The sequence below is a fragment of the Bacillus sp. DWP3-1 genome, assembly GCF_049896565.1.
GTDB lineage: Bacteria > Bacillota > Bacilli > Bacillales > Bacillaceae > Bacillus.
Window position 1 is genome coordinate 114,146 of sequence record NZ_JAFCUN010000008.1, and the last position, 24,999, is coordinate 139,144.

Annotated in this window: 30 protein-coding genes; 14 read left to right on the top strand and 16 right to left on the bottom strand. The window is 40.4% G+C overall.

The window, feature by feature from the left end; all coding sequences use genetic code 11:
* Positions 1-6 precede the first annotated feature (6 nt).
* Together fdhD and moaA are read left to right on the top strand one after the other, a co-directional pair.
* Positions 7-795, top strand: a complete 789-nt coding sequence (gene fdhD, locus ACP7A0_RS17105) for a formate dehydrogenase accessory sulfurtransferase FdhD (protein WP_106030610.1) — start codon at positions 7-9, stop codon at positions 793-795.
* Positions 796-805: 10 nt separating this feature from the next.
* Positions 806-1,813 carry a GTP 3',8-cyclase MoaA gene (moaA, locus tag ACP7A0_RS17110; RefSeq protein ID WP_106048114.1) on the top strand — a complete coding sequence of 336 codons (1,008 nt, stop codon included), beginning with the start codon at positions 806-808 and terminating at the stop codon, positions 1,811-1,813.
* A gap of 253 nt (positions 1,814-2,066) precedes the next feature.
* Here the strand turns inward: moaA and rpsN are convergent, their stop codons facing one another.
* The 4 genes from rpsN to ACP7A0_RS17130 all read right to left on the bottom strand — a co-directional run bounded on the left by rpsN (position 2,067) and on the right by ACP7A0_RS17130 (position 4,346).
* Positions 2,067-2,336: a 30S ribosomal protein S14 gene (rpsN, locus tag ACP7A0_RS17115; RefSeq protein WP_025093900.1), complete on the bottom strand. Its 270-nt coding sequence runs from the start codon at positions 2,334-2,336 to the stop codon at positions 2,067-2,069.
* Between the two features lie 16 nt (positions 2,337-2,352).
* Complete coding sequence (locus tag ACP7A0_RS17120; RefSeq protein ID WP_106030733.1) at positions 2,353-3,549, bottom strand: GTP-binding protein; 1,197 nt, start codon at positions 3,547-3,549, stop codon at positions 2,353-2,355.
* Between the two features lie 81 nt (positions 3,550-3,630).
* A complete protein-coding gene (gene rpmG, locus ACP7A0_RS17125; protein WP_003214771.1) occupies positions 3,631-3,780 on the bottom strand; it encodes a 50S ribosomal protein L33 in 150 nt (49 codons plus the stop codon).
* A 143-nt stretch (positions 3,781-3,923) separates the two neighbouring features.
* Positions 3,924-4,346 carry a DUF5362 family protein gene (locus tag ACP7A0_RS17130; RefSeq protein WP_034660265.1) on the bottom strand — a complete coding sequence of 141 codons (423 nt, stop codon included), beginning with the start codon at positions 4,344-4,346 and terminating at the stop codon, positions 3,924-3,926.
* Between the two features lie 527 nt (positions 4,347-4,873).
* Between ACP7A0_RS17130 and ACP7A0_RS17135 the strand changes: the two genes are divergently transcribed.
* A complete protein-coding gene (locus ACP7A0_RS17135) occupies positions 4,874-5,278 on the top strand; it encodes a hypothetical protein (protein ID WP_426005839.1) in 405 nt (134 codons plus the stop codon).
* Between the two features lie 45 nt (positions 5,279-5,323).
* Here ACP7A0_RS17135 and ACP7A0_RS17140 read toward each other — a convergent pair whose 3' ends face one another.
* Entirely contained in the window at positions 5,324-5,833 is a 510-nt protein-coding gene (locus ACP7A0_RS17140; protein WP_106030608.1) for a thiol:disulfide interchange protein, read from the bottom strand.
* A gap of 97 nt (positions 5,834-5,930) precedes the next feature.
* Between ACP7A0_RS17140 and ACP7A0_RS17145 the strand changes: the two genes are divergently transcribed.
* The 3 genes from ACP7A0_RS17145 to ACP7A0_RS17155 are packed head-to-tail and all read left to right on the top strand — an operon-like array spanning position 5,931 to position 8,813.
* On the top strand, positions 5,931-7,730 hold the full coding sequence (locus tag ACP7A0_RS17145) for an ABC transporter ATP-binding protein (protein ID WP_106030607.1): 1,800 nt from the start codon (positions 5,931-5,933) through the stop codon (positions 7,728-7,730).
* Position 7,731: 1 nt separating this feature from the next.
* On the top strand, positions 7,732-8,286 hold the full coding sequence (locus tag ACP7A0_RS17150) for a MauE/DoxX family redox-associated membrane protein (protein WP_106030606.1): 555 nt from the start codon (positions 7,732-7,734) through the stop codon (positions 8,284-8,286).
* Complete coding sequence (locus ACP7A0_RS17155) at positions 8,283-8,813, top strand: TlpA family protein disulfide reductase (RefSeq protein WP_426005842.1); 531 nt, start codon at positions 8,283-8,285, stop codon at positions 8,811-8,813. Before ACP7A0_RS17150 ends, ACP7A0_RS17155 begins: the two co-directional genes overlap by 4 nt.
* Positions 8,814-8,845: 32 nt before the next feature.
* Here ACP7A0_RS17155 and ACP7A0_RS17160 read toward each other — a convergent pair whose 3' ends face one another.
* Positions 8,846-9,355: a GNAT family N-acetyltransferase gene (locus ACP7A0_RS17160; protein ID WP_189318229.1), complete on the bottom strand. Its 510-nt coding sequence runs from the start codon at positions 9,353-9,355 to the stop codon at positions 8,846-8,848.
* 116 nt (positions 9,356-9,471) lie between these two features.
* Here ACP7A0_RS17160 and ACP7A0_RS17165 point away from each other — a divergent pair, with 116 nt between their 5' ends.
* Positions 9,472-10,368: a peptidoglycan DD-metalloendopeptidase family protein gene (locus ACP7A0_RS17165; RefSeq protein ID WP_426005844.1), complete on the top strand. Its 897-nt coding sequence runs from the start codon at positions 9,472-9,474 to the stop codon at positions 10,366-10,368.
* An 81-nt stretch (positions 10,369-10,449) separates the two neighbouring features.
* Here ACP7A0_RS17165 and ACP7A0_RS17170 read toward each other — a convergent pair whose 3' ends face one another.
* The 5 genes from ACP7A0_RS17170 to ACP7A0_RS17190 all read right to left on the bottom strand — a co-directional run bounded on the left by ACP7A0_RS17170 (position 10,450) and on the right by ACP7A0_RS17190 (position 14,574).
* Positions 10,450-10,797: a P-II family nitrogen regulator gene (locus ACP7A0_RS17170; protein ID WP_034660252.1), complete on the bottom strand. Its 348-nt coding sequence runs from the start codon at positions 10,795-10,797 to the stop codon at positions 10,450-10,452.
* Positions 10,798-10,815: 18 nt separating this feature from the next.
* Entirely contained in the window at positions 10,816-12,024 is a 1,209-nt protein-coding gene (locus tag ACP7A0_RS17175) for an ammonium transporter (RefSeq protein WP_066031626.1), read from the bottom strand.
* A 193-nt stretch (positions 12,025-12,217) separates the two neighbouring features.
* Entirely contained in the window at positions 12,218-12,958 is a 741-nt protein-coding gene (locus ACP7A0_RS17180; RefSeq protein WP_426005847.1) for an amino acid ABC transporter ATP-binding protein, read from the bottom strand.
* A gap of 10 nt (positions 12,959-12,968) precedes the next feature.
* Positions 12,969-13,646, bottom strand: a complete 678-nt coding sequence (locus tag ACP7A0_RS17185) for an amino acid ABC transporter permease (protein ID WP_078061638.1) — start codon at positions 13,644-13,646, stop codon at positions 12,969-12,971.
* A 40-nt stretch (positions 13,647-13,686) separates the two neighbouring features.
* Positions 13,687-14,574, bottom strand: coding sequence for a transporter substrate-binding domain-containing protein (locus ACP7A0_RS17190; RefSeq protein ID WP_106030602.1), 888 nt, complete (start codon positions 14,572-14,574; stop codon positions 13,687-13,689).
* 177 nt (positions 14,575-14,751) lie between these two features.
* On the opposite strand from ACP7A0_RS17190, the gene ACP7A0_RS17195 reads away from it, so the two are divergent.
* A complete protein-coding gene (locus ACP7A0_RS17195) occupies positions 14,752-16,140 on the top strand; it encodes an MFS transporter (protein WP_426005850.1) in 1,389 nt (462 codons plus the stop codon).
* A 37-nt stretch (positions 16,141-16,177) separates the two neighbouring features.
* On the opposite strand, the gene ACP7A0_RS17200 is transcribed toward ACP7A0_RS17195, so the two are convergent.
* The 3 genes from ACP7A0_RS17200 to ACP7A0_RS17210 form a co-directional block, all read right to left on the bottom strand.
* The gene (locus ACP7A0_RS17200) at positions 16,178-16,777 is read right to left on the bottom strand and encodes an undecaprenyl-diphosphatase (RefSeq protein WP_034660243.1); all 600 of its coding nucleotides are present in this window, start codon (positions 16,775-16,777) and stop codon (positions 16,178-16,180) included.
* Between the two features lie 104 nt (positions 16,778-16,881).
* Positions 16,882-18,069, bottom strand: a complete 1,188-nt coding sequence (locus tag ACP7A0_RS17205; RefSeq protein WP_426005852.1) for an MFS transporter — start codon at positions 18,067-18,069, stop codon at positions 16,882-16,884.
* Between the two features lie 15 nt (positions 18,070-18,084).
* Positions 18,085-18,498 carry a MarR family winged helix-turn-helix transcriptional regulator gene (locus tag ACP7A0_RS17210; protein WP_060597470.1) on the bottom strand — a complete coding sequence of 138 codons (414 nt, stop codon included), beginning with the start codon at positions 18,496-18,498 and terminating at the stop codon, positions 18,085-18,087.
* Between the two features lie 339 nt (positions 18,499-18,837).
* On the opposite strand from ACP7A0_RS17210, the gene spoIIID reads away from it, so the two are divergent.
* The 4 genes from spoIIID to ACP7A0_RS17230 all read left to right on the top strand — a co-directional run bounded on the left by spoIIID (position 18,838) and on the right by ACP7A0_RS17230 (position 22,115).
* Positions 18,838-19,116, top strand: coding sequence for a sporulation transcriptional regulator SpoIIID (gene spoIIID / locus ACP7A0_RS17215; RefSeq protein ID WP_008343327.1), 279 nt, complete (start codon positions 18,838-18,840; stop codon positions 19,114-19,116).
* Positions 19,117-19,300: 184 nt separating this feature from the next.
* The gene (gene mbl / locus ACP7A0_RS17220; RefSeq protein ID WP_012011515.1) at positions 19,301-20,302 is read left to right on the top strand and encodes a cell shape-determining protein Mbl; all 1,002 of its coding nucleotides are present in this window, start codon (positions 19,301-19,303) and stop codon (positions 20,300-20,302) included.
* A 124-nt stretch (positions 20,303-20,426) separates the two neighbouring features.
* Complete coding sequence (locus ACP7A0_RS17225) at positions 20,427-21,266, top strand: flagellar hook-basal body protein (protein ID WP_003215293.1); 840 nt, start codon at positions 20,427-20,429, stop codon at positions 21,264-21,266.
* Positions 21,267-21,296: 30 nt separating this feature from the next.
* Positions 21,297-22,115: a flagellar hook-basal body protein gene (locus ACP7A0_RS17230; RefSeq protein WP_003215031.1), complete on the top strand. Its 819-nt coding sequence runs from the start codon at positions 21,297-21,299 to the stop codon at positions 22,113-22,115.
* A 14-nt stretch (positions 22,116-22,129) separates the two neighbouring features.
* Here the strand turns inward: ACP7A0_RS17230 and ACP7A0_RS17235 are convergent, their stop codons facing one another.
* On the bottom strand, positions 22,130-23,185 hold the full coding sequence (locus ACP7A0_RS17235) for a tetratricopeptide repeat protein (RefSeq protein WP_060597469.1): 1,056 nt from the start codon (positions 23,183-23,185) through the stop codon (positions 22,130-22,132).
* A 218-nt stretch (positions 23,186-23,403) separates the two neighbouring features.
* Between ACP7A0_RS17235 and fabZ the strand changes: the two genes are divergently transcribed.
* Positions 23,404-23,838 carry a 3-hydroxyacyl-ACP dehydratase FabZ gene (fabZ, locus tag ACP7A0_RS17240; protein WP_012011512.1) on the top strand — a complete coding sequence of 145 codons (435 nt, stop codon included), beginning with the start codon at positions 23,404-23,406 and terminating at the stop codon, positions 23,836-23,838.
* 126 nt (positions 23,839-23,964) lie between these two features.
* Positions 23,965-24,360 (top strand): large conductance mechanosensitive channel protein MscL, encoded by a 396-nt coding sequence (mscL, locus tag ACP7A0_RS17245; RefSeq protein WP_034660234.1) that lies wholly within the window; start codon positions 23,965-23,967, stop codon positions 24,358-24,360.
* 190 nt (positions 24,361-24,550) lie between these two features.
* Here the strand turns inward: mscL and ACP7A0_RS17250 are convergent, their stop codons facing one another.
* On the bottom strand, positions 24,551-24,961 hold the full coding sequence (locus tag ACP7A0_RS17250) for a YwpF-like family protein (protein WP_003215215.1): 411 nt from the start codon (positions 24,959-24,961) through the stop codon (positions 24,551-24,553).
* Between the last annotated feature and the right edge of the window lie 38 nt (positions 24,962-24,999).

Below are 24,999 nucleotides of genomic sequence, written 5' to 3' on the forward strand. Positions count from 1 at the left end.
CATACAATGAATCCTTCTGTTAAAAAGAAACGAGTCATACACCAATACAGTGAAGGCCAATTTACTTGCAAAACAGATGAAGTTGTAGAAGAATTTCCTTTAACTGTGATCGTGAATGGAGAGGAATTTGTAACACTTGTGTGTTCACCAGATCATTTGAAAGAATTGGTTATCGGTTTTTTAGCTTCAGAAGGAGTCATTCGATTTGAAAATGAGATTAAAAGGTTTACAATAGATGAAAGTATGGGCTTTGCATATGTTGATTTAGTTCACCCAAGCGGATTTCAGTCATCAGATTTTACAAAGCGAGTGATTGGTTCTTGTTGTGGGAAAGGGAGACACTTTTATTTTCTCCAAGATGTGAAAACAGCAAAAACAGCCATTGATCGAATCAACATTTCTGCTGAAACCTGTATGCATCTAATGAAGTGTTTACAAGAAGAAAGCCAATTATTTCAACATACTGGTGGTGTGCATAATGCTGGACTGTGTGACACAGAGAAGCTATTCATCACTAGAACTGATATAGGAAGACATAATGCTTTAGATAAAATCTATGGATACTGTTTACTTCATCGAATTCCACTTAGAGATAAAATCCTTGTGTTTAGCGGCCGGATATCGTCAGAAGTTTTATTGAAGGCAGCAAAACTAGGAGTGTCGATCGTCATCTCAAAATCAGCACCTACTGAGCTGGCGCTTAATATGGCAGAAGAATTAAATATCACGACAGTTGGATTCGTCAGAGGAAAATCTTTTAATATCTACACTCACCATCAGCGTATTACAGAATAGGAGGCAAAGTATGGACAGTATATTGGATAAGAGACATCGACCATTGCGCGATTTAAGAATATCAGTAACAGATCGCTGTAACTTTAGATGTACGTACTGTATGCCTGCTGAAATTTTTGGACCAGATTATCCTTTTTTGAATAAAGAAGAACTGCTTAGTTTCGAAGAAATTGAACAGCTTGCTACCCTTTTTGCAAAGGACTTAGGTGTGGCGAAAATACGCATCACGGGTGGTGAACCTTTAATGCGAAAAGATTTGCCTATCTTAATAGAAAAGCTCTCAAAAATTCCAGGAATCGAAGACATTGCTATGACAACCAATGGAACGCTTTTACCTTTATATGCTGATAAGTTAAAGAAAGCAGGTCTTCAGAGAGTCACCATTAGTTTGGATTCATTAAATCCTGATCGTTTTATGCAAATGAACGGAAGGAATATTTCTATCCAAAAAGTGTTTGATGGGATTGAGGCTGCAAAAAAAGCTGGACTTGCTATTAAGATCAATATGGTTGTTCAAAAAGGTGTGAATGATCAGGATGTTTTACCAATGGCAGCTTACTTTAAAGAAGAAGGACATGTTCTCAGATTTATCGAGTTTATGGATGTTGGAAATACGAACAAATGGAATCTAGAGCATGTCATGACAAAGAAAGAGATCATTGGTCTAATTGATTCAACATTTCCTATCAAACCAGAACCTCCTCAATATCCAGGTGAAGTAGCCAACCGATTCTTTTATAAAGATGGTTCAGGAGAGATAGGCATTATTTCTTCTGTTTCAGATGCTTTTTGTGGAACATGTAACAGAGCGAGGCTTTCTGCTCGCGGTGAATTGTTTACATGTCTTTTTGCATCGTCGGGTTTTGATCTGAAACGGGTGATTCGCTCGGCTAAAGATAATGAAGATATAAAGAATATATTGAAGGAACTATGGTCGAATAGACATGATCAATATTCAGCCGAGAGAGAACAGAAGAAAGATCAGAAAAAAGTTGAAATGTCATACATCGGTGGGTAGTGACAACAAAGTATCATGATCATGTATTTTTGAAAAGAAGAGAAAAAGTCATAATCATTGTTGACAATCTTTTTTTGAAATAGGTCTATTCATCTTATGAATCCAGTCATTATAAAAAACCAGCAGAAACTCTGCTGGTTTTTAAAATGTTATTTTGTAGCTCAAAAAGGTTTAGAAATTCCTGGAAAATAGAATTTTAAACATTTTTTGCTACTTTACTTTTATGAGAGCTGTGATAAGATCAACTCAATCTTTACCAGCTCGATTTTTTTACTCCTGGGATGTGGCCCTTATAGGCAAGCTCACGAAAAGCAATTCTAGACATTTTAAATTTTCGTAAGTAACCTCTAGGGCGGCCGGTTAATTCACAGCGGTTTTTTAAACGGGTAGGGGAAGAGTCTCTAGGTAATTTCCGTAAAGCTTCATAGTCACCTTTTTCTTTTAACTCTTTTCTTAATTCTGCATATTTCAATACAAGCTGCTGCCGCTTTTTTTCTTTAGCAATCTTAGATTTCTTTGCCACTTAAAACCCTCCTTTTTTAATGTTGGATTTTCCATTGAAAGGGGTCTTCAAATGTAGTCCAATCTTGATCAAATTCTTCAGGTGTGAGTAAGCATTGATCTAGTGTGCGAATGATATCTGCTTTAGGCAAATCTACGCCGATAAACACAAGTTTTGTATGCCGATCACCAAATTCTGCGTCCCACTCTTCAAGAAGCTCTGGTTCTTGCTTTAATATCCGTGCCTTATCTTGCTCAGGCAAGGCAGCAATCCAGTATGCAATTGGTTCAATCGCAACAGATTTTCCGGCCTGTGAAATTAAAATGGTTAAATCATGATGTGTGGCAAGCCATGTAAATCCTTTAGCGCGAACTATTTGCTCTGGCATCTGATCTAACCAATTATTTAACCTGCCAGTATGGAAGGGGAGTCTTCTTTCATAAACAAAAGATGAGATTTGGTATTCTTCTGTTTCCGGCGTATGCTGAGAATGCCCGGCGTTGATTTCTTTGATCCAGCCAGCAGAAGCACTGGATTTTTCAAAGTCAAATAAACCAGTATTCAAAATGTCACTTGGCTGTACTTTACCTTTTGAGGTTCTGATGATAGATGCTTCTGGTTGAAGTGTGGTCAGCACGCGCTCAAGTCGATCTAATTCTGAGTTTGATACTAGATCACATTTATTTATAATCAGTACGTCACAAAATTCAATTTGATCAATAAGTAAATCGGAAATTTCTCGTTCGTCATCATCGGAAACGGCTTGTTTACGGTCTAATAAACTTTCTCCTGACTGGAAGTCGGTCCAGAAACGATTCGCATCTACAACAGTGACCATCGTGTCTAACCGGCAAAAGCGTGTCAAATCTATTCCCATTTCTTCATCAATATAAGAGAAAGTTTGCGCGACTGGAATTGGTTCACTAATACCTGTTGACTCAATGACAATATAATCAATATGACCAGTTTTACACAGGCGCTCTACTTCGATTAACAAATCTTCTCTTAATGTGCAGCAAATACAACCATTAGACAATTCAACTAGTTTCTCATCTGATCGAGAGAGCTCACCGCCTTGTTTGACTAGTTCTGCATCAATGTTAATTTCGCTCATGTCATTGACAATTACAGCTACTTTTAACCCTTTACGATTTTGTAGGACATGATTTAATATTGTTGTTTTTCCTGCTCCTAAAAAACCGCTTAATACTGTAACAGGTATTCGCTTATTCATTTCTTTCTGTCCTTTTAACCATACTCATTTTGATTTCCGCCTCACTTAAAAAGTAATGATTACGATTTAAAATCTAAAAAATTATTTTGTTTCTCTATGAAGGGTATATTTCTTTAGCCGAGGAGAATATTTTTTTAACTCCAGTCGGTCCGGGTTCGTTCTTTTATTCTTTGTTGTGATATAGTTTCTGTCACCCGTTTCAGTACAGGCTAAGGTAATTTTTACGCGCATCAGTAATAGGATCCTCCTTTAATTCGTAATGGTTACGATTTGTATTTTAAAATGATCAAGGCGGAATGTCAAGCTTAGTAGGATGAATAATGCCAAATGATCAAACAAAAGGGGTATCGAATGTTCATTGATACCCCTCTCCATTAATAAAAGTCACCAAGCTCTTGTTCGTATTCACCTTCGTATTGCTGGACGTCACTAGGAATTTCTTGAAGAAAGGCTAGGCCACCTAATATCAGCATCAAGATAATGGCGATGAATGAGAGAATGACTGTGACAATACTTGATATGGCAAATAGCGTCTGCATTTTCATCATCTTAGCATATTGTTCTAATAACTCTTCATAAGAAGTATCAGGAGCTTGAATTAATTGTTCAGCTGCGTTTACAGATTTTTGTACATGGATTCCCATCATAATGAGGAAGACGCCAAGGGCAGCAGGAAGAACAAGCCAAAAACCAATAAGAATAGCTAGGCCGCCTGAAATATAGAGAAATATACTACCAACTTTTCCCCACTTTGTGATCGAATGAAGAGATTGAATGATTTTCTCAGTTTGTTGCAATGGTGTTCACTCCTTTATGTATTCACTCTTTATCATACTTGAGCAAGTAGTACTTTAGGAAGAGTGAATGTAGAGCAATTAAAAAATATTTCTATCTTCACTTTACTATTTATGGATAAATAAATTATCTTCAAATAAGAAAAAAGTAACATTTACTATAAATTTTAACGACAATTTATGTCATAAATAAGATCAGTAGTTAAAAATAATTAGTAAATTTATCAAAATATGTTGTTAGTTGTCTTGTAATTGGTTATTATTGTGTTGTATTACCATAAAAATTGGAAGGTGGAATTCATATGTTAGATCGTTTCTTAAACAAAATGACCAATGTTCAACCTGCAGCTTCAAGATGTATTTTACAAAAATTAGTCACTTCATGTAAATCAGCGCCAACTTGTTTCCTTCAAGGTGTTGGAACTTTCCGTTACTACGTGGATCGTGATACAGGTGAGATATGTACTAGCCAAGAACGCGTTAGATGTGGCTGCTAAATTCAAGGATTTTATTTAATAGGATGTGAACGCATGAGCATATCTTCAATTTCATTTTTAACAAATGCTGTGCAGACGTCAAACAGTCGTCAAGCGGGTCAAACATCAAATTCTTTTTTAAACCAAGCTGCGAAAATTGTTCAAGGCGACCATTCTTCAGAAGAGAGAAAGGCATTATTTCAACAACTGACTCTAGTTCAGCAAGGAAAAGATTTAGAGCTTCATGTGTCTAAATTAAAGGAACTAGAGAAAGAGGTTCAAAAAGAATCGTCTTCTTCGTCTGTTACTGTGAATCAGCATGATGACCAAGTAGACATTTCAAATGAGGCTCGCAGTGAGTTTGAACAAGCTGAGGAACAAGCGGCAGCTTCAAGTGAAGCAGGTGAAATTGCCGCAAGGGAAAAGGATCAGGATGTTCAGGCAGATCCACACCAATAAAAAAACGAGGCGTGTGTTTGTTGTCTTCACATGCCTCATTTATCTTTATTTTGCAGGAATCCTTGAATAAAGACCATCCGGAAAAGGGGCTGCATATGAGATTGTTTCATCTTCTTCTACCATGATGTAATATGGAAACTCTTCAATCTGGAAGGCGCCTATCATTTGTTCGTCCACTGAGATAACTTGCATGATGGTTTGGCTATCACGATATAATTCTTGATCCTCTTCTTGCCCATTCTTTAGCAAAATACTAAAAGAAATGTCTAATTGACGCTGCCTTTTCGTTTCTAGGAATTGTTCCAGTGATGGGATGCAGTGCGGACATGCTGTGTCAGTGAATATAAGCAGCTGTTGCTTGTGATTGGTTTGCAGCAAATCATTCATTTGAATAGGTGATGGTTTTTCAATTAGCGGATGAACAAGTTTTTGTCCGACATGCTGGATCGGTAAGATGATTAATTCCATCTGGTGTTTTAAATAGATGATGATTCCGATCGTCAATAAAAGACTGCAAAGAATAAGAGTGAGCTGTAAAAGTAAGATTGAATTCATCGTTATCGTCCTCTCAGAATGAAGTTACGCAGAGCTATCATAATATAAATATCAAAAATATGTCAATTATACTAAATGGTGTAAGGTGGAGCGTTTGATGAGTACAGTGAACCATTGTTTATATGCAATCTCCTATACTTGGAAAAGAAGTCGATCATATCTTCTGTTAACTCTATTGATCCAAGTGATCGTTGGTTTTATGCCTTTGGCTAGTGTCTGGATTATTCAAACATTGATTAATGAAATTATTTTATTCATGACTTCTTCAGGAGACATTCAAAAGGTCTTAAGGTTATTTGGGTTGCAAATGGTCATTGTGGTTTTAGGATATGGGCTTCAATTCATTCTTCAACTTAGTCAGCAAAAAGCGACAAATTTGATTGGTTTGCATTTGAAGGGTGAATTGCTTCAAAAGGCAATCAGGCTGCCATATATTACATTTGAACATCCGTCTTTTTATAATGAAAGTCAACGTGTGATGAACAGTCATCAGCATGTTCTGAGTATGGTTAGAAGTATTTTTACAATCATGAGCGCATTGATTACTGTTGTATCACTTCTCATTTATATGATCGGTATCCATTGGGGTTTGGCGGTCATTCTGATCTTATTTACCCTGCCTGTCTTGTGGATTGAGCTCTTCTTTGGAGGCGCACGGTATCAACTAAACCGCATGTTAACTGCTAACGATCGAAGAGAAATGTATGTGTCCGACCTTGTTGCACAGCGAGATTCATTGAAGGAAATCCGTTTATATGGAATAGGACATTATCTTCTTCAAAAATGGAAAGGTCATTATGTAAAAAGTGCAGATGAAAAATATAAATTACTAAAACGGCAGGTTCGCTGGGAGATGGCGGGCGGATTGCTTATGACATTTGCCTATGTGTGCTGCGGTCTTTTTATTGTCTTTCTTATCTTTCAAAAAAAATTAGCAGCGGGTACGTTTGTCGCTGTGCTGCAAGCTGTGCAAAATATTCAAAGTGGTTTTCAGGACTTAACGAGGGAATGTTCTAGTTTATATGAAACGAGTCTCTATATTGATGAAATGAGAACTTTTCAAAAGAGAGAAGAAGAAATTGATGAACAGACAGAGAAAGGGGCATCGCTTCGGAGGATTGAGTGTATTCAGTCCATTACGCTAGAAAACCTCTCTTTTACCTATCCGAATATGAAAATGCCTGCTATTGAGCATATACATTTTCATATCAATAAAGGTGAACGCATTGCATTGGTGGGGGATAACGGATCAGGTAAGACGACCTTGATTAAATGTTTGACCGGTTTATATGATCCAGACAAGCCGAATATGCAAAAGGTCAATGGTGAGTCTATTTCGACCATTTATAAAAAATCATATCATGCGAGAATGGCTGTCCTTTTTCAAGATTTTATGAAGTACGAATTTACTGTGAAAGAAAACATTGGATTTGGCCGTATCGACGAAATAGATGAGGAAGTGCGCATGGTGTCAGCTGCGCGGCAAGCAGGCATAGAGAAAAGAATTCATCAAATGGAAGAAACATACGATGCGCAGCTTGGCCGGTTTTTTGAAGAAGGTCATGAACTGTCTGGCGGACAATGGCAAAAGCTTGCGATGGCGAGAACCTTCTTTAGAGAAAGTGATTTTATCATTTTAGATGAACCGACTTCTGCTCTTGATCCGCTATCGGAGATTTCACTCATTCGAAAGCTATTCGATCATACGCAGGATCAAGGGGTCTTGTTTATCACACACCGTATGGGAGCGGCCCGCTTAGCAGACCGCATTATCGTGATGAAAGATGGTGCTTTCGTTGAAGAAGGGAACCATGAAGAGCTGATGGCGCTAGGTGGAGAGTACAAAAGGCTTTATGAGGCACAATCTCAACTATTTCAACAAAAGGAGATGGCGTAAGGTGAGTGTCTTTTATTTTATAGGTGTCTATTTCTTAGGAATCATCTTTGCAGGTGCATGGCTTGATAAAGTGAGAAAACAAACGGCGCATATGCAACAGATGAATGCTTATCGGATGCTGCCTTCTGCGCTCACGGCGCCAATGTTTTATTTGTTTTTGACTATTGAATTGGCTTGTACTGGTCTATTGTTCGTATGGAACATGTCTCTTGTACCTGCGATTGGTCTTACAGCACTTTTATGTACCTATACTGGAGCGGTCACTTTCAATTTATTGAGAGGACATCGTAACATTTCATGCGGCTGTGGAGGTTTACTTGAAAATGACCGTCTTCACTGGGGAATTGTGATTCGTAATGTGTCGATGCTGGCTCTTGTGATTGGCTTGTTTTATGTGCATTCCTATGTAGAAACAATTCCATGGCAATTTCACATTATTTGTTTTCTGATTGCAGTGGCTGTCTGTTTCATTATAGCGGTGGGAAAAGACATCATGATGTTCAAAAGAAAGTGGAATCAATTTGAATCATTTATAGAAGGAGACCAAGTGAAATGACAGATATTCTACTGATTATTGTGTTATTCATTGTCATTGCTCAGCTGGCTGTGGTGTTTTTGCTTGCCCGCTTTATCGGAAAATTTATGAATAAAATCAAAAACCTTGATGGGATTGAATTAAAGGAAGCGGATGTTGGTGATGCGGCGCCGTTATTTCGAAGCTATACACATTTAGGGGATAAGGTCATTTTAAAGGAATATTTGCAGAGCGGAAGAGCCGTGATGCTGTTATTTGTGAACTCTACTTGTATGACATGCAAAAGCATTTTGTCTGATATGAAGCAGCGCATCTCTAGCGACGATACTCAATTCATTTTGATCAATGGAGATGAACAAGGAGATGATGCATCGCTTCTTCAATTGCTGCCTGATCAAGCTGTGTATGTGCGCTCTTCGCAAATCATGGAGCTGTATGGGGTAACTGTTGTTCCGCAAGCGATTCTGATGGATGAACATGGCATCATCCTGCAAAGAAAATCTCTTCAAAATGCGAAACAATTTGAACAGCTGTTACATGCTTCATAAAAAAGCGTCTCTTTGTTGGAGAGACGCTCGTTTTATAATTCTTTTCCTAGAATATCTAAATCGTACCTGCTGCCGTCCATTTCTGCGATACGTGGCAGGTGACCCCATGTCTCAAAGCCGTGCTTTTTAAATAATCGAATGCTGGCTTCGTTGTGCCCGAAAATAAAGGCAAGTAACGTTCGAATGCCTAATGAAGGTGCCAACTCAATGGCCTCTTGTAAGAAAAGTGACCCTAAGCCTTTCCCTCGATCGTCTTGGTTTAAGTAAATACTCATTTCAACGGTCCCGTTGTATGCAGGTCTTCCGTAAAACGTTTCAAAGCTGAGCCAGCCGTAGATATGTCCATCCTCATCTGTTTTCACATAGAGAGGTCTTTTCTCTGTATGATTCAAAAACCATTGCCGGCGGTCTTCAACTGAAACTGGTTCTGTGTCGGCGGTTACTTCTCTTGAAGCAATGGTTGAATTGTAAATATCAACGATCGCTTTGAGATCATCTTCTGTTGCTATGCGGTTGAAAGTTTTCACAATAAAGTCCCCCATCTTTTTTTCATTCATCATACATATTATTGGTGCGATTGCGCAAAATAAAAAGAAAAATGATTTCGTGTGTATATATTTTTTGAAAAGTGTTCAGAATGTTGCTGAGGTGATGAAAAATGAGAGAGGAAGAAAAGAAACGTACTTCCAAAATCACAAAAGTTCAGCAATTTTTCCGTAAGCGCTGGGTATTCCCTGCTATTTACTTGGTCAGCGCAGCGGTCGTGTTAACAGCCGTTCTTTGGTACCAAGCTGTATCAAAAGATGTGAAAGACCAACTATCTGATGGAAATCAAACAGGGCAAGAACAGCGTGATGATGCCGTTGAAGTTGGAAAGCCAATTGAAAATGTTGCAATGCCGGTCCAGAATTCTGATAATGTTTCTGTCGTGAAAAAGTTCTATGAAGCAGATGCTGATCAAAAAGAAAAAGAAGCAGCACTTGTAAACTATAATAACACCTATACCTTGAGCAAAGGTATTGATCTTGCAGATAAAGATGGCAAAGTGTTTGATGTCACAGCTGCTCTTAGTGGAACAGTGGTTCAAGCGAAAAAAGATCCAGTTCTCGGTCACGTCGTTGAAATTGAACATGAAGATGGATTATCGACTGTTTATCAATCGTTGTCACAAGTGAGTGTCAAAGAAGGCGATGAAGTGAAGCAGAATGATGTCATCGGTGCTTCTGGTAAAAATCTTTATGGTGCTGAAAGCGGCAACCATGTGCATTTTGAAATTCGTATGGAAGGTTTAGCGCTTAATCCACTTAGCTTCATTGACAAGCCTGTTTCGACTATTGAAAAGGCCGCGCAAGAAGTGACGGAAGAAGCAAAAGAACCTGCTCAGCCAAAAGCTGATGAAAAAACGAATGAACCTGCTGGTGAAGATAAGGCCAAAGAGCCTGCTGGAGAAAAATCTGAAGAAAAGTCTGATGAGAAGGGGAAATCCTCTGATCAAGAAAAGTCTTCTGATTCCTCTAAAGACAGCAGTCAATCTGAAGAAACAAAACAATCTTAAAGCCTTGCAACCTCTGTGTATGAATTATGCAGAGGTTTTTTTCTGTCTTAAAAAAATCCCCCGCACTTGGCGGAGGATGGTTTATAGGGCGGCAGGTCCTTCTTCACCTGTCCGAATGTTGATTGTATTTTCTATCTCATATATAAAAATTTTCCCATCCCCTGGTTCGCCTGTACGAAGTACCTTTTGAGCTGTTTCTACGACCAGTTCGACAGGTACTTTGCTTAGGACGATTTCAATCTTTAATCGTTCGTACACATTGCTTTCCTTTTTGACGCCGCGGTATAGCTCTGTATGTCCCTTTTGTAGGCCGCAGCCGTGCACATTCGAAAAGGTAATTGAGGTGACACCAATCTTTCCAAGCTCCACCTTTAATGTTTCAAAATTGGCTGGACGTGTGACAATCTCCACTTTATACATTTTGCTCATCGAGACACCCCTTTTTCTTTAATCTTGATAGGCTTTTTCACCGTGCATGGTTAAATCAAGGCCCACTGATTCTTCTTCTTCGGTTGCACGAAGCTTGAAGAAGAGATTGACCACTTTGATGATCACGTATGTCACAACGGCTACAAAGGCGTAGGTGGCAACAATAGCGACTACTTGCTTCCAAAGTAAGCTGGCATCTCCGTAAAATAAGCCATTGGCTCCGCCGTCATTGACAGAGGTTGTTGCGAAAAGTCCAGTTGCAATACCTCCCCAAGTCCCGCCAATTCCGTGAAGCCCGAATGCATCCAGTGCATCATCATAGCCAAATTTGGCTTTGAGTGAGAAGACTCCCCAGAAACACACGATCCCGCCGATGATTCCGATGATAATAGAAGCAAATGGGGTGACAAAACCTGCGGCAGGTGTAATCGCGACAAGACCTGCGATGGCTCCAGAAATCGCGCCGAGCATGGTCGGCTTTTTGTTGATCATCCACTCTACTAACAGCCAGCCGATGATTCCTGCAGCAGCAGCTGTATTAGTGTTAATAAAGGCATACATCGCGACACTGTCTAATGTAAGGGCACTTCCAACGTTAAAGCCAAACCATCCAAACCAAATGACAGCTCCGCCAAGAAGGGTGTAGATCAAATTATGAGGAGAAGAGTTTGCTGCTTCTTTACGCTTCCCGAGCACAATCGCCACGACTAGACCCGCAACACCAGATGAAATGTGAACCACGTTTCCTCCAGCGAAGTCAAGTGCACCCATTTCGCCAATCCAACCGCCGCCCCATACCCAGTGTGCGACTGGCGCGTATACAAATGTGACCCAAAGGAGTGTAAACACGACGACCGCTGAGTAGCGAATTCGTTCAGCAAAGGCACCTGAGATGATGGCTGTTGTTAAGACGGCAAAGGTCATTTGGAACATCATGAACAATGAATGTGGAATGGTCTCACTGTAGGAACCAGGTTCAAAGCCAACGCCTTTTAGTCCAATCCAGTCTAAGCCTCCGATCCATGCATTGCCTGGCGCAAAAGCCAAGGAATAGCCAAACATGATCCATACGATGGAGACGATTGCTAGTGAAGTTAAGCTGTGCATGGTTGTGCTTAAGACGTTTTTACTTCTCACGAGTCCTCCGTAGAATAAGGCTAAACCCGGTGTCATTAACCACACGAGTAGTGCGCAGAAGAACATAAATACTGTATCACCCATTTGCATGCTGCATTCCCCCTGAATCATTCAGAATTAATTGATTTCTTAATTCTTCATTATAGAGAGAAAAGTCATATATAACATAACCGTGTAAGTTAATCTTACATAGTTTTTGGTTATATTCAATATAAATGGATGAAAAGTTCGTAAAAAAAGAGAAAAAACGTGCATTGAGCACCAAAGATAAAGGGCGTTTGACCTATAAAATGGAGCTGAGAAACAGCTTGGTTCGTTCCTCTTGAGGAGAATCGAACAATTCTGATGGGATGCCTTCTTCGACGATGCGGCCTTCGTGCATATAGACGACACGATCGGCGACTTCTTTCGCAAAGCCCATTTCATGTGTGACAATGACCATCGTCATGCCTTCTTTTGCGAGACTTTTCATTGTTTGCAGTACCTCGCCTACAAGCTCTGGATCGAGGGCCGACGTAGGTTCGTCAAATAACATGACATCTGGCTTCATGGCGAGAGCTCTTGCAATGGCCACACGCTGCTTTTGACCACCTGATAATTTAGAAGGATATACGTTGGCCTTATCCGCAAGTCCGACCTTTTCCAACAGGACGTTGGCTTCTGATAAAGCTTGAGCCTTTTTTGTTTTTCTCACCATGACAGGCGCTTCGATGATGTTTTCAAGCACAGTTTTATGCGGGAAGAGATTAAAATGCTGAAACACCATGCCTATTTTTTGCCTCATCTCGTTTAATTGATCTCGTTTTGGATGTACTGGATTCCCATCAATGATGATCTGGCCATCATTTTTTATTTCTAAAAAGTTCAAACAGCGGAGCAGGGTGCTTTTTCCAGAGCCACTGGCACCAATTAAGACGACCACATCATTTTCATAAACGGTGAGATCGATATCCTTTAAAACATGCAGCTCTCCGAAGTATTTATTGAGTTTTTCAACACGAATGAGTTCCTTTGATTCTGTCATGCTTCTCCTCCTAATGGTCACTGACTGATAGTTTCTTCTCAAAGGTTTGGACAGCGAATGTTAACAGCAGGACAAGAACTAAGTAATAGACGGCTACAACAAGTAAATAGGTCATATTGTCAAAGCTGTTGGAGCCTTGGGTCGTGGCGACGTTAAATAGTTCATTGACGCTGATAAAGGCGGCGAGTGATGAATCTTTTAAGCCGATAATGAACTGGTTGCCAAGAGGGGGGAGTGCGCGCCGCATTGCTTGCGGGAGAATGATGCGTCTCATTGTTAGGAAACGTCCCATGCCAAGAGAGCGTCCTGCCTCTTTTTGCCCCTGATCGATCGATTGGATGGCGCCTCTGAATATTTCTGCTATATATGCTCCATTATGAAAGGCGAGCGCAATGGAAGCAGCCCAGAAGTCGGGGATATTTAATTCGGTCAGTCCAAAATATAGGATGAAAATTTGAACAATCAGTGGTGTTCCGCGTACAAGGAAGATATAGGCGTTGGCGATATAACCGAAGACAGCCACGCGTGATATTTTCAATAAAGCAAAGAAGAGTCCGATGAACATGCCGATGAAGATGCTGATCACAGTGAGCTGTAAGGTGAGCAGCATTCCTTCTAAAAAAATACCTCTAGAATCAATCAGCGTCTGAAAAAAATGTGATAGAGTAGGCAAAACAATCATCTCCATTTGAAGAAAGTGCGCCTAAGAAAGGCGCACAATCGTGGTTTTAATTTTGTTTGACCGTGATGTCTTCGTCAAAGTATTTCTCGCTAATTTGTCTTAATGTTCCGTCTTTTTTTAGTGCGTCAATCGCATCGTTGATCTCTTTTATGAGCTGTTCATTTTCTTTAGATACAGCGATTGCCTGCTCACTTTGTCCGAGTCTTTCCTGCGCTTCGATTTTTAATTTTTTCTTCATGGCTTCTGCACCTGTGGCGAAATCCGTCACGACTGCATCGTGTTTTCCGTTGGCCAGTGCTTCTAAAGCGACTACATCACTGTCGTAATATTTTGGTTCCTGCCCGCTATGTTCCTTTGCAATATCAGCGTAGGACGAGCCTTTTGATACAGCGATTTCTTTGTCTTTTAAGTCATCAGCATGTTGAATGTCTGCTCCAGGTCTTGTGAAAATTTGCGGACCAGAGTAGTAATAGGGCTTAGATAAAAGGACGTGTTTTTTTCGTTCCTCATTGATGGTATGACTTGCAACTGCCGCATCAAATTTTCCTGCTTTCACACCTTCGACGATGCCTGCGAATTTATATTTTTTCTGTATAGGCTCGAGGCCTAGTTTGTCACTAATCGCATTGCCTACATCGATATCAAAGCCTGACATCTGATTTCCATCCATGTAACTAAACGGGTGAAATTCACCTGATGCTGCAAATATAAATTTTCCATCCTCCAAAATTGGCGACCCTTTCGCTGTAGAATTACGTTTATCTCCGTTCCCATTTGTCTCATTTGAACCACACGAAGACAGAAGTAATACTGCAACCGAGAAAAGGGCTGGGACCCAAAACCGTCTTTTTTTAATAATAAGCTTCTCCTCCTTTTCAGCCGTTCTCCATATAAGGAGAAAGTAGGCTTTTAAATATGTGTAGCATCTTACCATTTGTTCCTCATATTCTCAATTTTATATGTGTTTTTCCAACACTCGCCCTTTTTAAAATGTATGTCTTGCTTTTCCGAGAGAGAACTTGAATTGATTAGGGTAAAAAAGGGAAATGAATCTCATAATAACGGAAGGATTGGCAAAAAACATGCCAGATCACAAAAAGGGGGTCGGTGTATGAACAAGTGGAGAGACAGCCGAAAGGTTTTTTTAACTGCTATTGCCTTTGGAACGATGTTAAATCCACTGAATTCCTCGATGATTTCTTTGGCCTTGCATCAAATTCAGCATGAATTCGGTTTGTCATTTACGACTGTATCTTGGCTTATTTCGTCTTTTTATTTAGCAAGTGCGGTGACGCAGCCGGTGAGCGGCCGGATTGGGGATCATGTGATGAGCCGGAGAACATTATTTTTATTCGGGCTAGGTCTTGTGGCGGTGTCAGCCATCTGTGCGCCGTTTGCCCCAACGTTTGCAGTGCTGATTGTGATCCGGCTGCTGCAGGCGATTGGGAGCAGTGCCATTTATCCTTCTGGTGTCGGACTCATTCGGGATCATATTCAGGAAAAGCAGGCTTCGGCGTTAGCGGTATTGTCCATTTTTGCTTCGGCGATGACGGCACTTGGACCGACGCTTGGCGGCTTTTTGATGACAATCGGCGGCTGGCCGGCTATCTTTTTAGTGAACCTGCCTTTTATTTTGATCAGCTTCTTTCTTGGACTAACTTTGTTTCCAAAGGAGCAGAAAAAGAGAAAGCTTTGTATAGGTGAAACGGTACGGAAGCTCGATTTGCCAGGGATGCTTCTTTTTACAATTTGTATTGTCCTTCTGCTTTCGTTTTTATTATCACTAGGTGATGGGATTCAATATGTACAGGGGATTCTTTGTCTCGTGAGTGCAGGCGCTTTTATCTGGTGGGAGTATCAGGTGGATGAACCGTTTATTCAAATTCGAATGTTCAGACAGGAGCAGCGGCTGTCACTTGTGTATGTGCAATTTATCATTTTAAATATATTTTTCTATTGTCTTTTCTTTGGTTTGCCGAGCTATTTCCAGGATGAATTAGGCTGGCGTGTGGAAATGACGGGTCTTTTTATGCTGTGCATGTCTGGGGTGAGCATCATTGTGTCGCCGCTAACAGGAAAGTGGGTGGATCGCGGGGATGAACGTCATCCAGTATTAGCCAGTGCGGTATTGATGCTGGCTGGAGCGTCTGCGATGACCTTCTTTTTTATTCCGGCACCATTATGGGGAAAAGGGGTGGTTCTAGCGCTGCTTGGACTGAGTTACGGGATTGGGAATGTTGCGCTGCAAGCTGCGATGCTCAAGGCAAGTCCTCAGCATATGATTGGCACGTCCTCTGGGCTTTTTCAAACATGCCGTTACCTTGGTTCCATTCTGTCGTCTGCTGTCCTCGGTATGCTGTTTGGGGATGAAATTGCTGGTCCTCATTTTGAGCAGTTAGGCTGGACGTTGATCATGATTTCCCTTACCGGCATCGGTGTCAGTCTTTATTTTTCGAACAAGGTCAGAGGAGGACAGCCAATAAAAAAAGCGGCGCGATAAGTGGAAGAAGATTCTTCATCACATTATCGCAAGCCGCTTAAGAGTTAGACAGGTCAGAGCCCTGATCCTTTTGCTTCCTTCTGAATATTTTCCCTACAATTGTCTCATAGAAAGTGACAATGCGGTCAATTGGAGAGTCAAAGAACTTCCATAATTTATTCATGATAAAGACAACCACGATCGATACGACTAAGCTGCCTAAGACATCTAATGGATAATGGTGACCGACCCAGATGCGGGAGAATCCTGTGAGTAATCCAAAGACGAGCAAGATGTTGCCAAGCTTTTTATTACGAGATCGAATGGCAAGTGAAAGAGCCAGTGCACCTGTTGTATGGTCACTTGGGAAGGAAGCGTCTGCTGAGTGCGGAATGAGTGTGTCGACTTTATGCGCCACAAACGGCCGCTCCTCATAATGAAACAGTGTAATCGCAAAATTGACGATAAGTGCCGCGATACCCGTTACACCCGAAAAGAAGACATGCTTCTTAAATTTGTGATTACCTAAAAACCAGCAAATCAATAAGACAAGGGCATACACAAGAATGGCCTTTTTCGTAATGAAAATCATGGCCTGATCTAAAAACTCAGAATGATGAGCCATCCCGTGTATGACTTTAAACAATTCGTAATTCAAAACATCACCTATACCTTCGCTTAATGCCAACTATTTTTCAAATAATCGTCTATTTGAAATATCCTATATTTTAGCATGTTTCCGATGAAGTTTAAAATAGTATCCTATTCTGATAGGGAGACCTTCTGTGCTTTTGCTTCTTGGGGCTTTCGTTCGCTCCAATAAAAAACAATCATACTGAGCAAGACAACAATACCTGCAATGAGATATACATTTGAAAAGTCGGTGAAGCTGACAAGAAAACCAAATACAAATGAGCCAGCAGCAATCCCCGTATCATATAAAGTGAAGAAAGTAGCCGTCGCATAGCCTGTACGGTGAGCTGGTGAGTGCTGAATGGCAAGTGTTTGTAAACATGGCACTAGCGATCCATAGCCAAGTCCAATGACACCACCTGATAAAAGAAGCATTGTAGCTGAATGTGTAGCTGTCAGCATCCATAAACCAATCGCAAAAAGAGCGATCGAAGGATAGATCACAATGTGAGGTCCTACTCGGTCAAAAAGTCTGCCTGTAAAAGGACGTGATCCAAGCATTGCTGCCGCAAACACAATAAAGAAATAACTGCTTGCCCCCATCAAGTGAAGGGAATTGGCATAGACTGAAATAAATGAAATGATCGGCGAATAACAGAAGGAAATAATGATGCCGACTGCCGCTGTTTTTAATGCACCTTTTTCAAACAGATGAGAAAAAGTAAATCGAAAGACGACACTACCCCCATCTTCAAGCTCTGGCTGTCTGATCAGCATCGTAAAAGCGGCACCGATGGTAACGATAATGGAAAAGAGAAGGAATAAGGAATGGAATCCTACTTTTCCTACTTGATTCAATGCAATAAATGGACCGATAACCACAGCAAGGTTCATAGACATGACAAAGTAGCCGAGTCCTTCCCCGCGTTTATGTTTCGGGATCATATCTGCCGCAATGGCACTGGCTACTGTCGTCAAAATGCTAAAAAAGATGCCCTGTACGAAACGCAGCATGAGAAGCGTATGGAATTGATCAATCGGAATGTATAAATAAGTGAGTAAGGCAAATGCCGTTGACGAGAAAATCGCCATCCGTTTTTTGCCGAATTTCTCAATAATGGCTCCAGAAAACGGTCTTGTCACAATAGCAGACAATAAGAAAACCGTCACAAGAAGGCCACCCTGTGATTCTGTTCCATTTAGTTCATCCATTGTGTAAATAGGCAGCAAGGTCAAAAGGGCATAAAAAGAGGTGAACGTAAATAAATTCACCAGGACAATCATGATAAAGTCTCTTGTCCAAATGCGTTCGTTCATGATGTATGTCACTTCCTATTCAGTTGATAATTTGTGTAAAAGTGTATGGAGGAGTTGTTTTTCTTCGTGGGTGAAATCTGAAAGACATTCTTCTTCAAATTGTTCCATCGTACGTTTGATTTCTTCAAATCGGGCCTTAGCATCATCTGTCATCACGATCAGATTTTCACGTTTGTCTTTTCCTTGTACACGTTTCACCCAGCCATTAGCTTCTAGACGGGTTACGGTTCGGGTAATGGTTGGGGCTTCGACGTTCAAATATGTCCAAATGTCTTTTTGGGTTTTCGGGCCGAATGTATCCAAACAAAAAAGTACAGTCCATTGGGACATGTACAAGTCATAAGCAACAAGCGCTTCGTTCGCCTTTTTAGACAGCAACCTGGCGCTTTGGTGTATTTGATGTAAACACTCTCTATTTAACGTATCCATATGCTCACCTTTTTTTAAATATTTAGCTAGGTAAATAAAATCACCTTTCCTATTTTACGTGCTCGACCCATTCTTGTAAAGTGAAAATTTTCGCCACTCGAAATGATTGCATTTTCTGATAAATCCCTTGTCCCATCTTCATTTTTAGCATATTCCCTATGCAATGCTAATACACTGTTACAAACCTGACAAAGAGAGTGTTTGAGGTGAGGGATCGTGTTTGGCATTTACTACCTAATGGATGAGAAATTAAGACGAACAAGCGCCCCTGAAAATGGATAATATTGATACGGATCTCATTTCACACTTCTCACATCCATTTTAGGGAGGTCGAGTGGTGTGCACGATTACATCAAAGAGCGAACAATCAAGATAGGAAAGTATATCGTGGAGACAAAGAAAACCGTTCGTGTAATTGCGAAAGAATTTGGAGTCTCTAAAAGTACTGTACACAAGGATCTAACAGAAAGACTGCCAGAAATTAATCCAGATCTGGCTAATGAAGTGAAGGAGATACTGGATTATCATAAATCAATCCGCCACTTGCGAGGAGGAGAAGCCACTAAATTAAAGTATAAAAAAGAAGAAATTTTAGAAGGCGAGCCTGTGAAACAGTAAGCTTAGTTCTTTGTTCATAAACATGACATATATATCTTCCTCATATCGGTAGTTTCTAACCACAAATTTTGTAAAGACTTTTGTAAAGAAATATCTTTTTTTCTGCAAATTATGATAGAATATATAATTAGGGCAGAATGTGGTATTTGCTATGGAAACAGATTTTCAAGGAGGATATATATAGATGTTTGCTAGGGATATTGGAATTGATCTTGGTACTGCCAATGTACTGATTCATGTCAAAGGAAAAGGAATTGTGTTAAATGAACCATCTGTTGTAGCTCTTGACAAAAACAGCGGGAAAGTTTTGGCTGTTGGAGAAGAGGCTAGACGTATGGTTGGACGTACGCCTGGGAATATTGTTGCGATTCGTCCATTAAAAGATGGCGTAATCGCTGATTTTGAAGTAACTGAAGCGATGCTCAAGCATTTTATTAATTCATTAAATGTGAAAGGGCTGTTCTCTAAGCCGCGTATGCTCATCTGCTGCCCGACAAACATTACATCTGTTGAGCAGAAGGCGATCAAAGAAGCTGCTGAAAAAAGCGGCGGTAAGCATGTATTTCTTGAAGAAGAGCCAAAAGTAGCAGCTATTGGTGCTGGTATGGATATTTTTCAGCCAAGTGGAAACATGGTCGTAGATATTGGAGGCGGAACGACAGATATCGCTGTCATCTCAATGGGTGACATTGTAACCGCCTCTTCTATTAAAATGGCTGGAGACAAATTTGATCTGGAAATTCTCAACTACATTAAAAAAGAGTACAAGCTGTTGATCGGTGAACGCACGGCTGAGGATATTAAGATCCAAGTTGCAACGGTATTCCCAGACGCACGTCACGAAGAGATTTCAATTCGTGGACGAGACATGGTGACAGGATTACCAAGAACGATTACCGTCACAAGCAAAGAAGTAGAAGAAGCATTGCGTGAATCTGTATCTGCGATTGTTCAGGCTGCGAAGCAAGTTCTTGAGAGAACACCGCCTGAATTATCAGCTGATATTATTGATCGCGGCGTCATCATTACAGGTGGCGGAGCTCTTCTAAACGGGCTTGATCAATTGCTTGCAGAAGAGCTGAAAGTACCAGTTTTCGTTGCCGAGAATCCGATGGATTGTGTAGCTGTTGGTACTGGCGTCATGCTTGATAATATGGACAAGCTGCCAAAGCGTAAACTCAGCTAATGATGTCCCTCATTCTTTTTCGAAAGAATGGGGGATTTTTATTAAAGAACCCTGCAAATATGCCGATATATTTCATAGAAGATTGTGTTTAGGTCATGTGAAAGAATTTTAATGAGGTGAGCACGTGTTAAAAGGACTATACACCGCAACATCTGCCATGATCGCTCAAGAGCGGCGGACAGAAATGCTTTCAAATAATATCGCAAATGCGAATACGCCAGGATATAAAGCGGATGAGGGGACCATGCGGGCATTTCCAGAAATGCTGCTAAGCCGAATGGAGTCAGGACGTTTTCAAACTTCCTCAGGAAAAGGTTTTAGTGTTCCGCAGCAAACGCCGATTGGCGGCATTAATACGGGAACATATATGCAGGAACTAATCCCTCAATTTACACAAGGAACTTTAAAAACAACAGATCAAACAACGGATGTAGCACTAGTCGAAAATAATGTGCCGATCAATCCGGAGACCAATCAGAAATCAGCGCTCTTTTATGCGGTCAATACCCCAGAAGGCGTTCGTTATACGAAAAGCAGCTCAATTACAATGAACGCACAAAATCAGTTGACTATCAATGGGCGTGCCCTTCTTTCTGTGACAGGTCAGCCAATCACGGTTCAGAGTGAGAATTTCAAAGTGAACGCAGATGGAACTGTGAGTGAAAATGGACAAAATCTCGGGCAAATTGATGTACGTGTTGCGATGGATACAAGGAACTTAGCGAGAGAAGGAAATGATTTATACCGTACAGCTGATAACCAGCCCCTGCCAAGCGCAGTCAATAACGGTCAAATGTCCTATACGTTAAGTCAAGGTGTATCGGAGCTGTCGAACGTGGATGTGACAAAATCATATACAGAAATGACAACCGCCTATCGAGCATTTGAAACAAACCAAAAAGTGGTTCAGGCGTATGATAAAAGCTTAGAAAAAGCAGTAAATGAAATTGGCAGAGTGTACTAATCAAGAAATGACAAAGAAAGGAGGATTCTCATGCTTAGAACGATGATCAATGCAGCTGTATCAATGAACGAAGTGCAAAAGCAGCTTGATATTATCAGTAATAACATCGCGAACAGTGAAACAACAGGGTACCGTGCGAAAAATACCCGTTTCTCAGAGCTGATCAGACAACAGTTCAACCAGGTGGATGAAAAAAATGCGCAGGTGGCAAACAGTCGTCTGACACCTGATGGACTAAGGCTTGGTACGGGTACGATGGTCAATGCGTCCATTAACTCGCTGCAAGGCTCGATTAAAGAAACAGGCCGTGATCTTGATGTTGCATTTGGAGCGCCATCTCAGTATATGCAGGTCAATGTCGGCGGTAATATCCGTTATACAAGAGATGGTTCTCTTTACTTACAGCCAGGCAATAATCGTAATCAAGTGCAGCTTGTCACTAGCGAAGGCCATCCGATTCTTGATGAAAACGGAAATGAAATCGTCTTAAATGCGAATTTCCGTGATATTTCAATTGATAAAAATGGACGTCTGACAGCCATTTCAAGAGATAATCAACCGAATCAGCAAGTGAATCTAGGTGTTGTACAAGTCAATAACTCTTCAGCACTTGTCTCTGAAGGAGATAATTTGTTCTCAGTTGACGGTACTTATCAAGGTGCATTAACGGCACTAAATGGAGCAAACCGCCAAGCGATTCAACTTCAGCAAGGTGCACTTGAAACGTCGAATGTGGACATGTCTAAAGAATTAACAGATCTCATGACAACACAGCGCTCCTATCAGATGAACTCAAGAACGATTACGATGGGTGATCAGATGCTTGGATTAGTGAATACAATTCGATAATGAGCAGGTTGACATCAGCCTCTCATGATAAAAAAGGCGGCTCGCTCAAAGTCGCCCTTTTTTTTATAAAAATCTGAGACATCGGCAAGCAGATCCTCAAGATCAATCCAAGCTTCTTTTCGTTCAAGACATGTGACGAGCCTTGCGATCTGCTCATCTGCCTTTGGCGTTTGGCTGTAGAGAAGAAATAAGATTTGGAACTTGATTCTTAAAATATCAAACTGAGAAACAACGGCTTCTTTTAATCCTTTTTGAATATACTTCATTCCTTCATCGGTTAAATTTTCTTTATAACAAGAACGCACCGTTTCGTAGAGGCACGATATATAGGAGTGTGCGGACTTCCGGTATGCTGGGAGACGAAGTGCTTTTTTAAAGTATTCCAGCGCTTTCTTGTGACGATTTTGTCTCGACTGAATAAAGCCAGCGTCATAATAAACGATACCGAGCAATTCTTGATCATCAATGATTTTCACGTATTCGATGATCTCAATAAAAATAGCTTCTGCTTCCTCATATTTTTTTTGATCGCTATAATTAAGGCCGAGCACAATTTTACAACGATAGAGGCTATGATCATCCCCATGCTTTGCAAAGATATCCATGGCTTTTTGAACATGACGAATTGATAACAACGAATAGCGGTTGTTATAATAAACACCACTTGTTCGGAAATGGAACTCTGCTTCCTCCAGCTCATCGTTAAGGAATGACAGGCGTTCTTCCGCCTTTTCGAGATAGTAGATCGCATCATTTTGATCGCTGTTTAAAGCTTCGTAGAGCCCTAGAAAGAAGTAAAAGTAATAGGCCAGTTCTTCGTTCATATCATCTTTGTGCTGCATCAGTTCATGTTTGATTTTTTCTAGGTCCTCTGTCTGATTCATCCAGAGCTGATGGCGAAAAAGCATCAGCTGATAATGTAAATAGAGTTCCTGTTTTTTTGATATTTTACGTTTATGCTTTAATAGAGTTGTTTTGATTTCTTCAGCCTTCGAAAAATGTCGATGCTTCAGCATTGTATACCACGAATGGAGAAGTTTTTTAATGGATTTATCACTCATAAAATTCATTTTTACCCTCTTATTCAATCAATGATGTAATATATATTACCATATTTGTGAAAAAACAATGAGTGTAGTGTGGATTATATTTGATGACAATAGGTAATGATATATTCTATTTTTTACCATATATGCAGAGCGGACGTTGAAAAATACGAGCATTCATAATATACTTCTATAGGAATCAAATGAAGATCATCGATATAGAAAAAAGGAGAGATCAAGATATGCTTGATGCTCAGCAAATTCAAGACATTATTCCACACCGTTATCCATTCTTATTGGTCGACCGTATTTTAGAGGTTGAGGGAGAGAAAAGAGCGGTTGGGATTAAAAATGTCACAGTGAACGAAGAATTTTTTAATGGTCATTTCCCAGGATACCCAGTCATGCCGGGTGTGCTTATTGTAGAAGCACTTGCACAGGTGTTTGGGGTGATTATGTTAGGTAAAGAAGAAAACAAAGGGAAAATTGGTTTGTTTGCAGGAATTGACGGCTGCCGTTTCAAAAGACAGGTGAAGCCTGGCGATCAGCTTCGTTTAGAGGTAGAAGTGACGCGTCTCCGAGGTCCGGTTGCAAAAGGAAAAGCAGTAGCTACAGTAGATGGCGAAGTTGCATGTGAAGCAGAACTAACATTTTCTATCGGTCCTAAAGTATCATGATTTGCCTGGCGGTTCATCAAGGATGAATCGCTTTTTATATGGAAACGACCAGCCTGAACGGATCAGGACTTGCATTTTTGACAAAAAAACGTCATATTAGACAAAAAAAGATGAAGGTGATAAAAGATGCTGAAAGAATTTAGAGAATTTGCAGTCAAGGGAAATGTCATTGACTTGGCTGTAGGTGTCATCATTGGGGGAGCATTTGGCAAAATTGTCACTTCTCTTGTGAATGATTTGATCATGCCGCTCGTCGGTATTATTATTGGGGGACATGATTTTAGCAGTCTATCTATTAAGATCGGATCTGCTCAAATTTTATATGGGAGCTTCATTCAAACAGTGATTGATTTCTTGATTATCTCGTTTTCCATTTTTATCTTTATTCGTTATTTGAATAAATTAAAACGGAAAAAGGTAGAGGAAGAAGAGGTTGTAGAAACGCCGGATCAAACGGAAGTTTTACTAACTGAAATTAGAGATCTATTGAAAAATCAAAGCCAATCGAAAGATGTGCAATAGAAAAAGAGCGGCTAATCCCGCTCTCAGCGTGTAGGCAAACCTTCGCATTCGCCCGCAGGTCTGTGCTCCGGTGCTCGCCCTTTCTAGACTTCAAAGGTTTTCTATCACGCTGAAAGGAAGACAAAGGGCTAAAATAAGATTCATTTTAGCCCTTTGTCAGCAATCTAAGAGCGGCTAATCCCGCTCTTTTTTATGTGTTTTGTTTAAATGCATCCAGCAGTTTTTCTCCGGAAAGCCCCTCTTTGACGAGGTCTTTTAGTACTTCTTCGGTTTCTGTTCTGTAACGGTTTGTAATCATTTTACCATCGAGCAGCACAGAAATGTTTTCTTCTAAAGCAACAATGTTTTTGACTTGGACAGATAGATGAACAGGGCGGTTGTTTTCTTTTGTGATTGTCACAAGAATCTTCACTTCAGTGTGCTGCTGAAAAAGCACCTCAAACACCTGTCTATGTTTCTTTGGAATGAGTGCCTCGATCATCCAGTGATTTTCACCATCTTCTTTATTAATGATTAAACCGTCACGAAGGGGAATGCTGGACATTTTATCTTGCTTTGGATCAAGTTCGATTTTTAAATCAATCAGCCTAAAGGTTTTCATATTTATCACCTCACAAGCGTTCATTATTCGTAAGTATT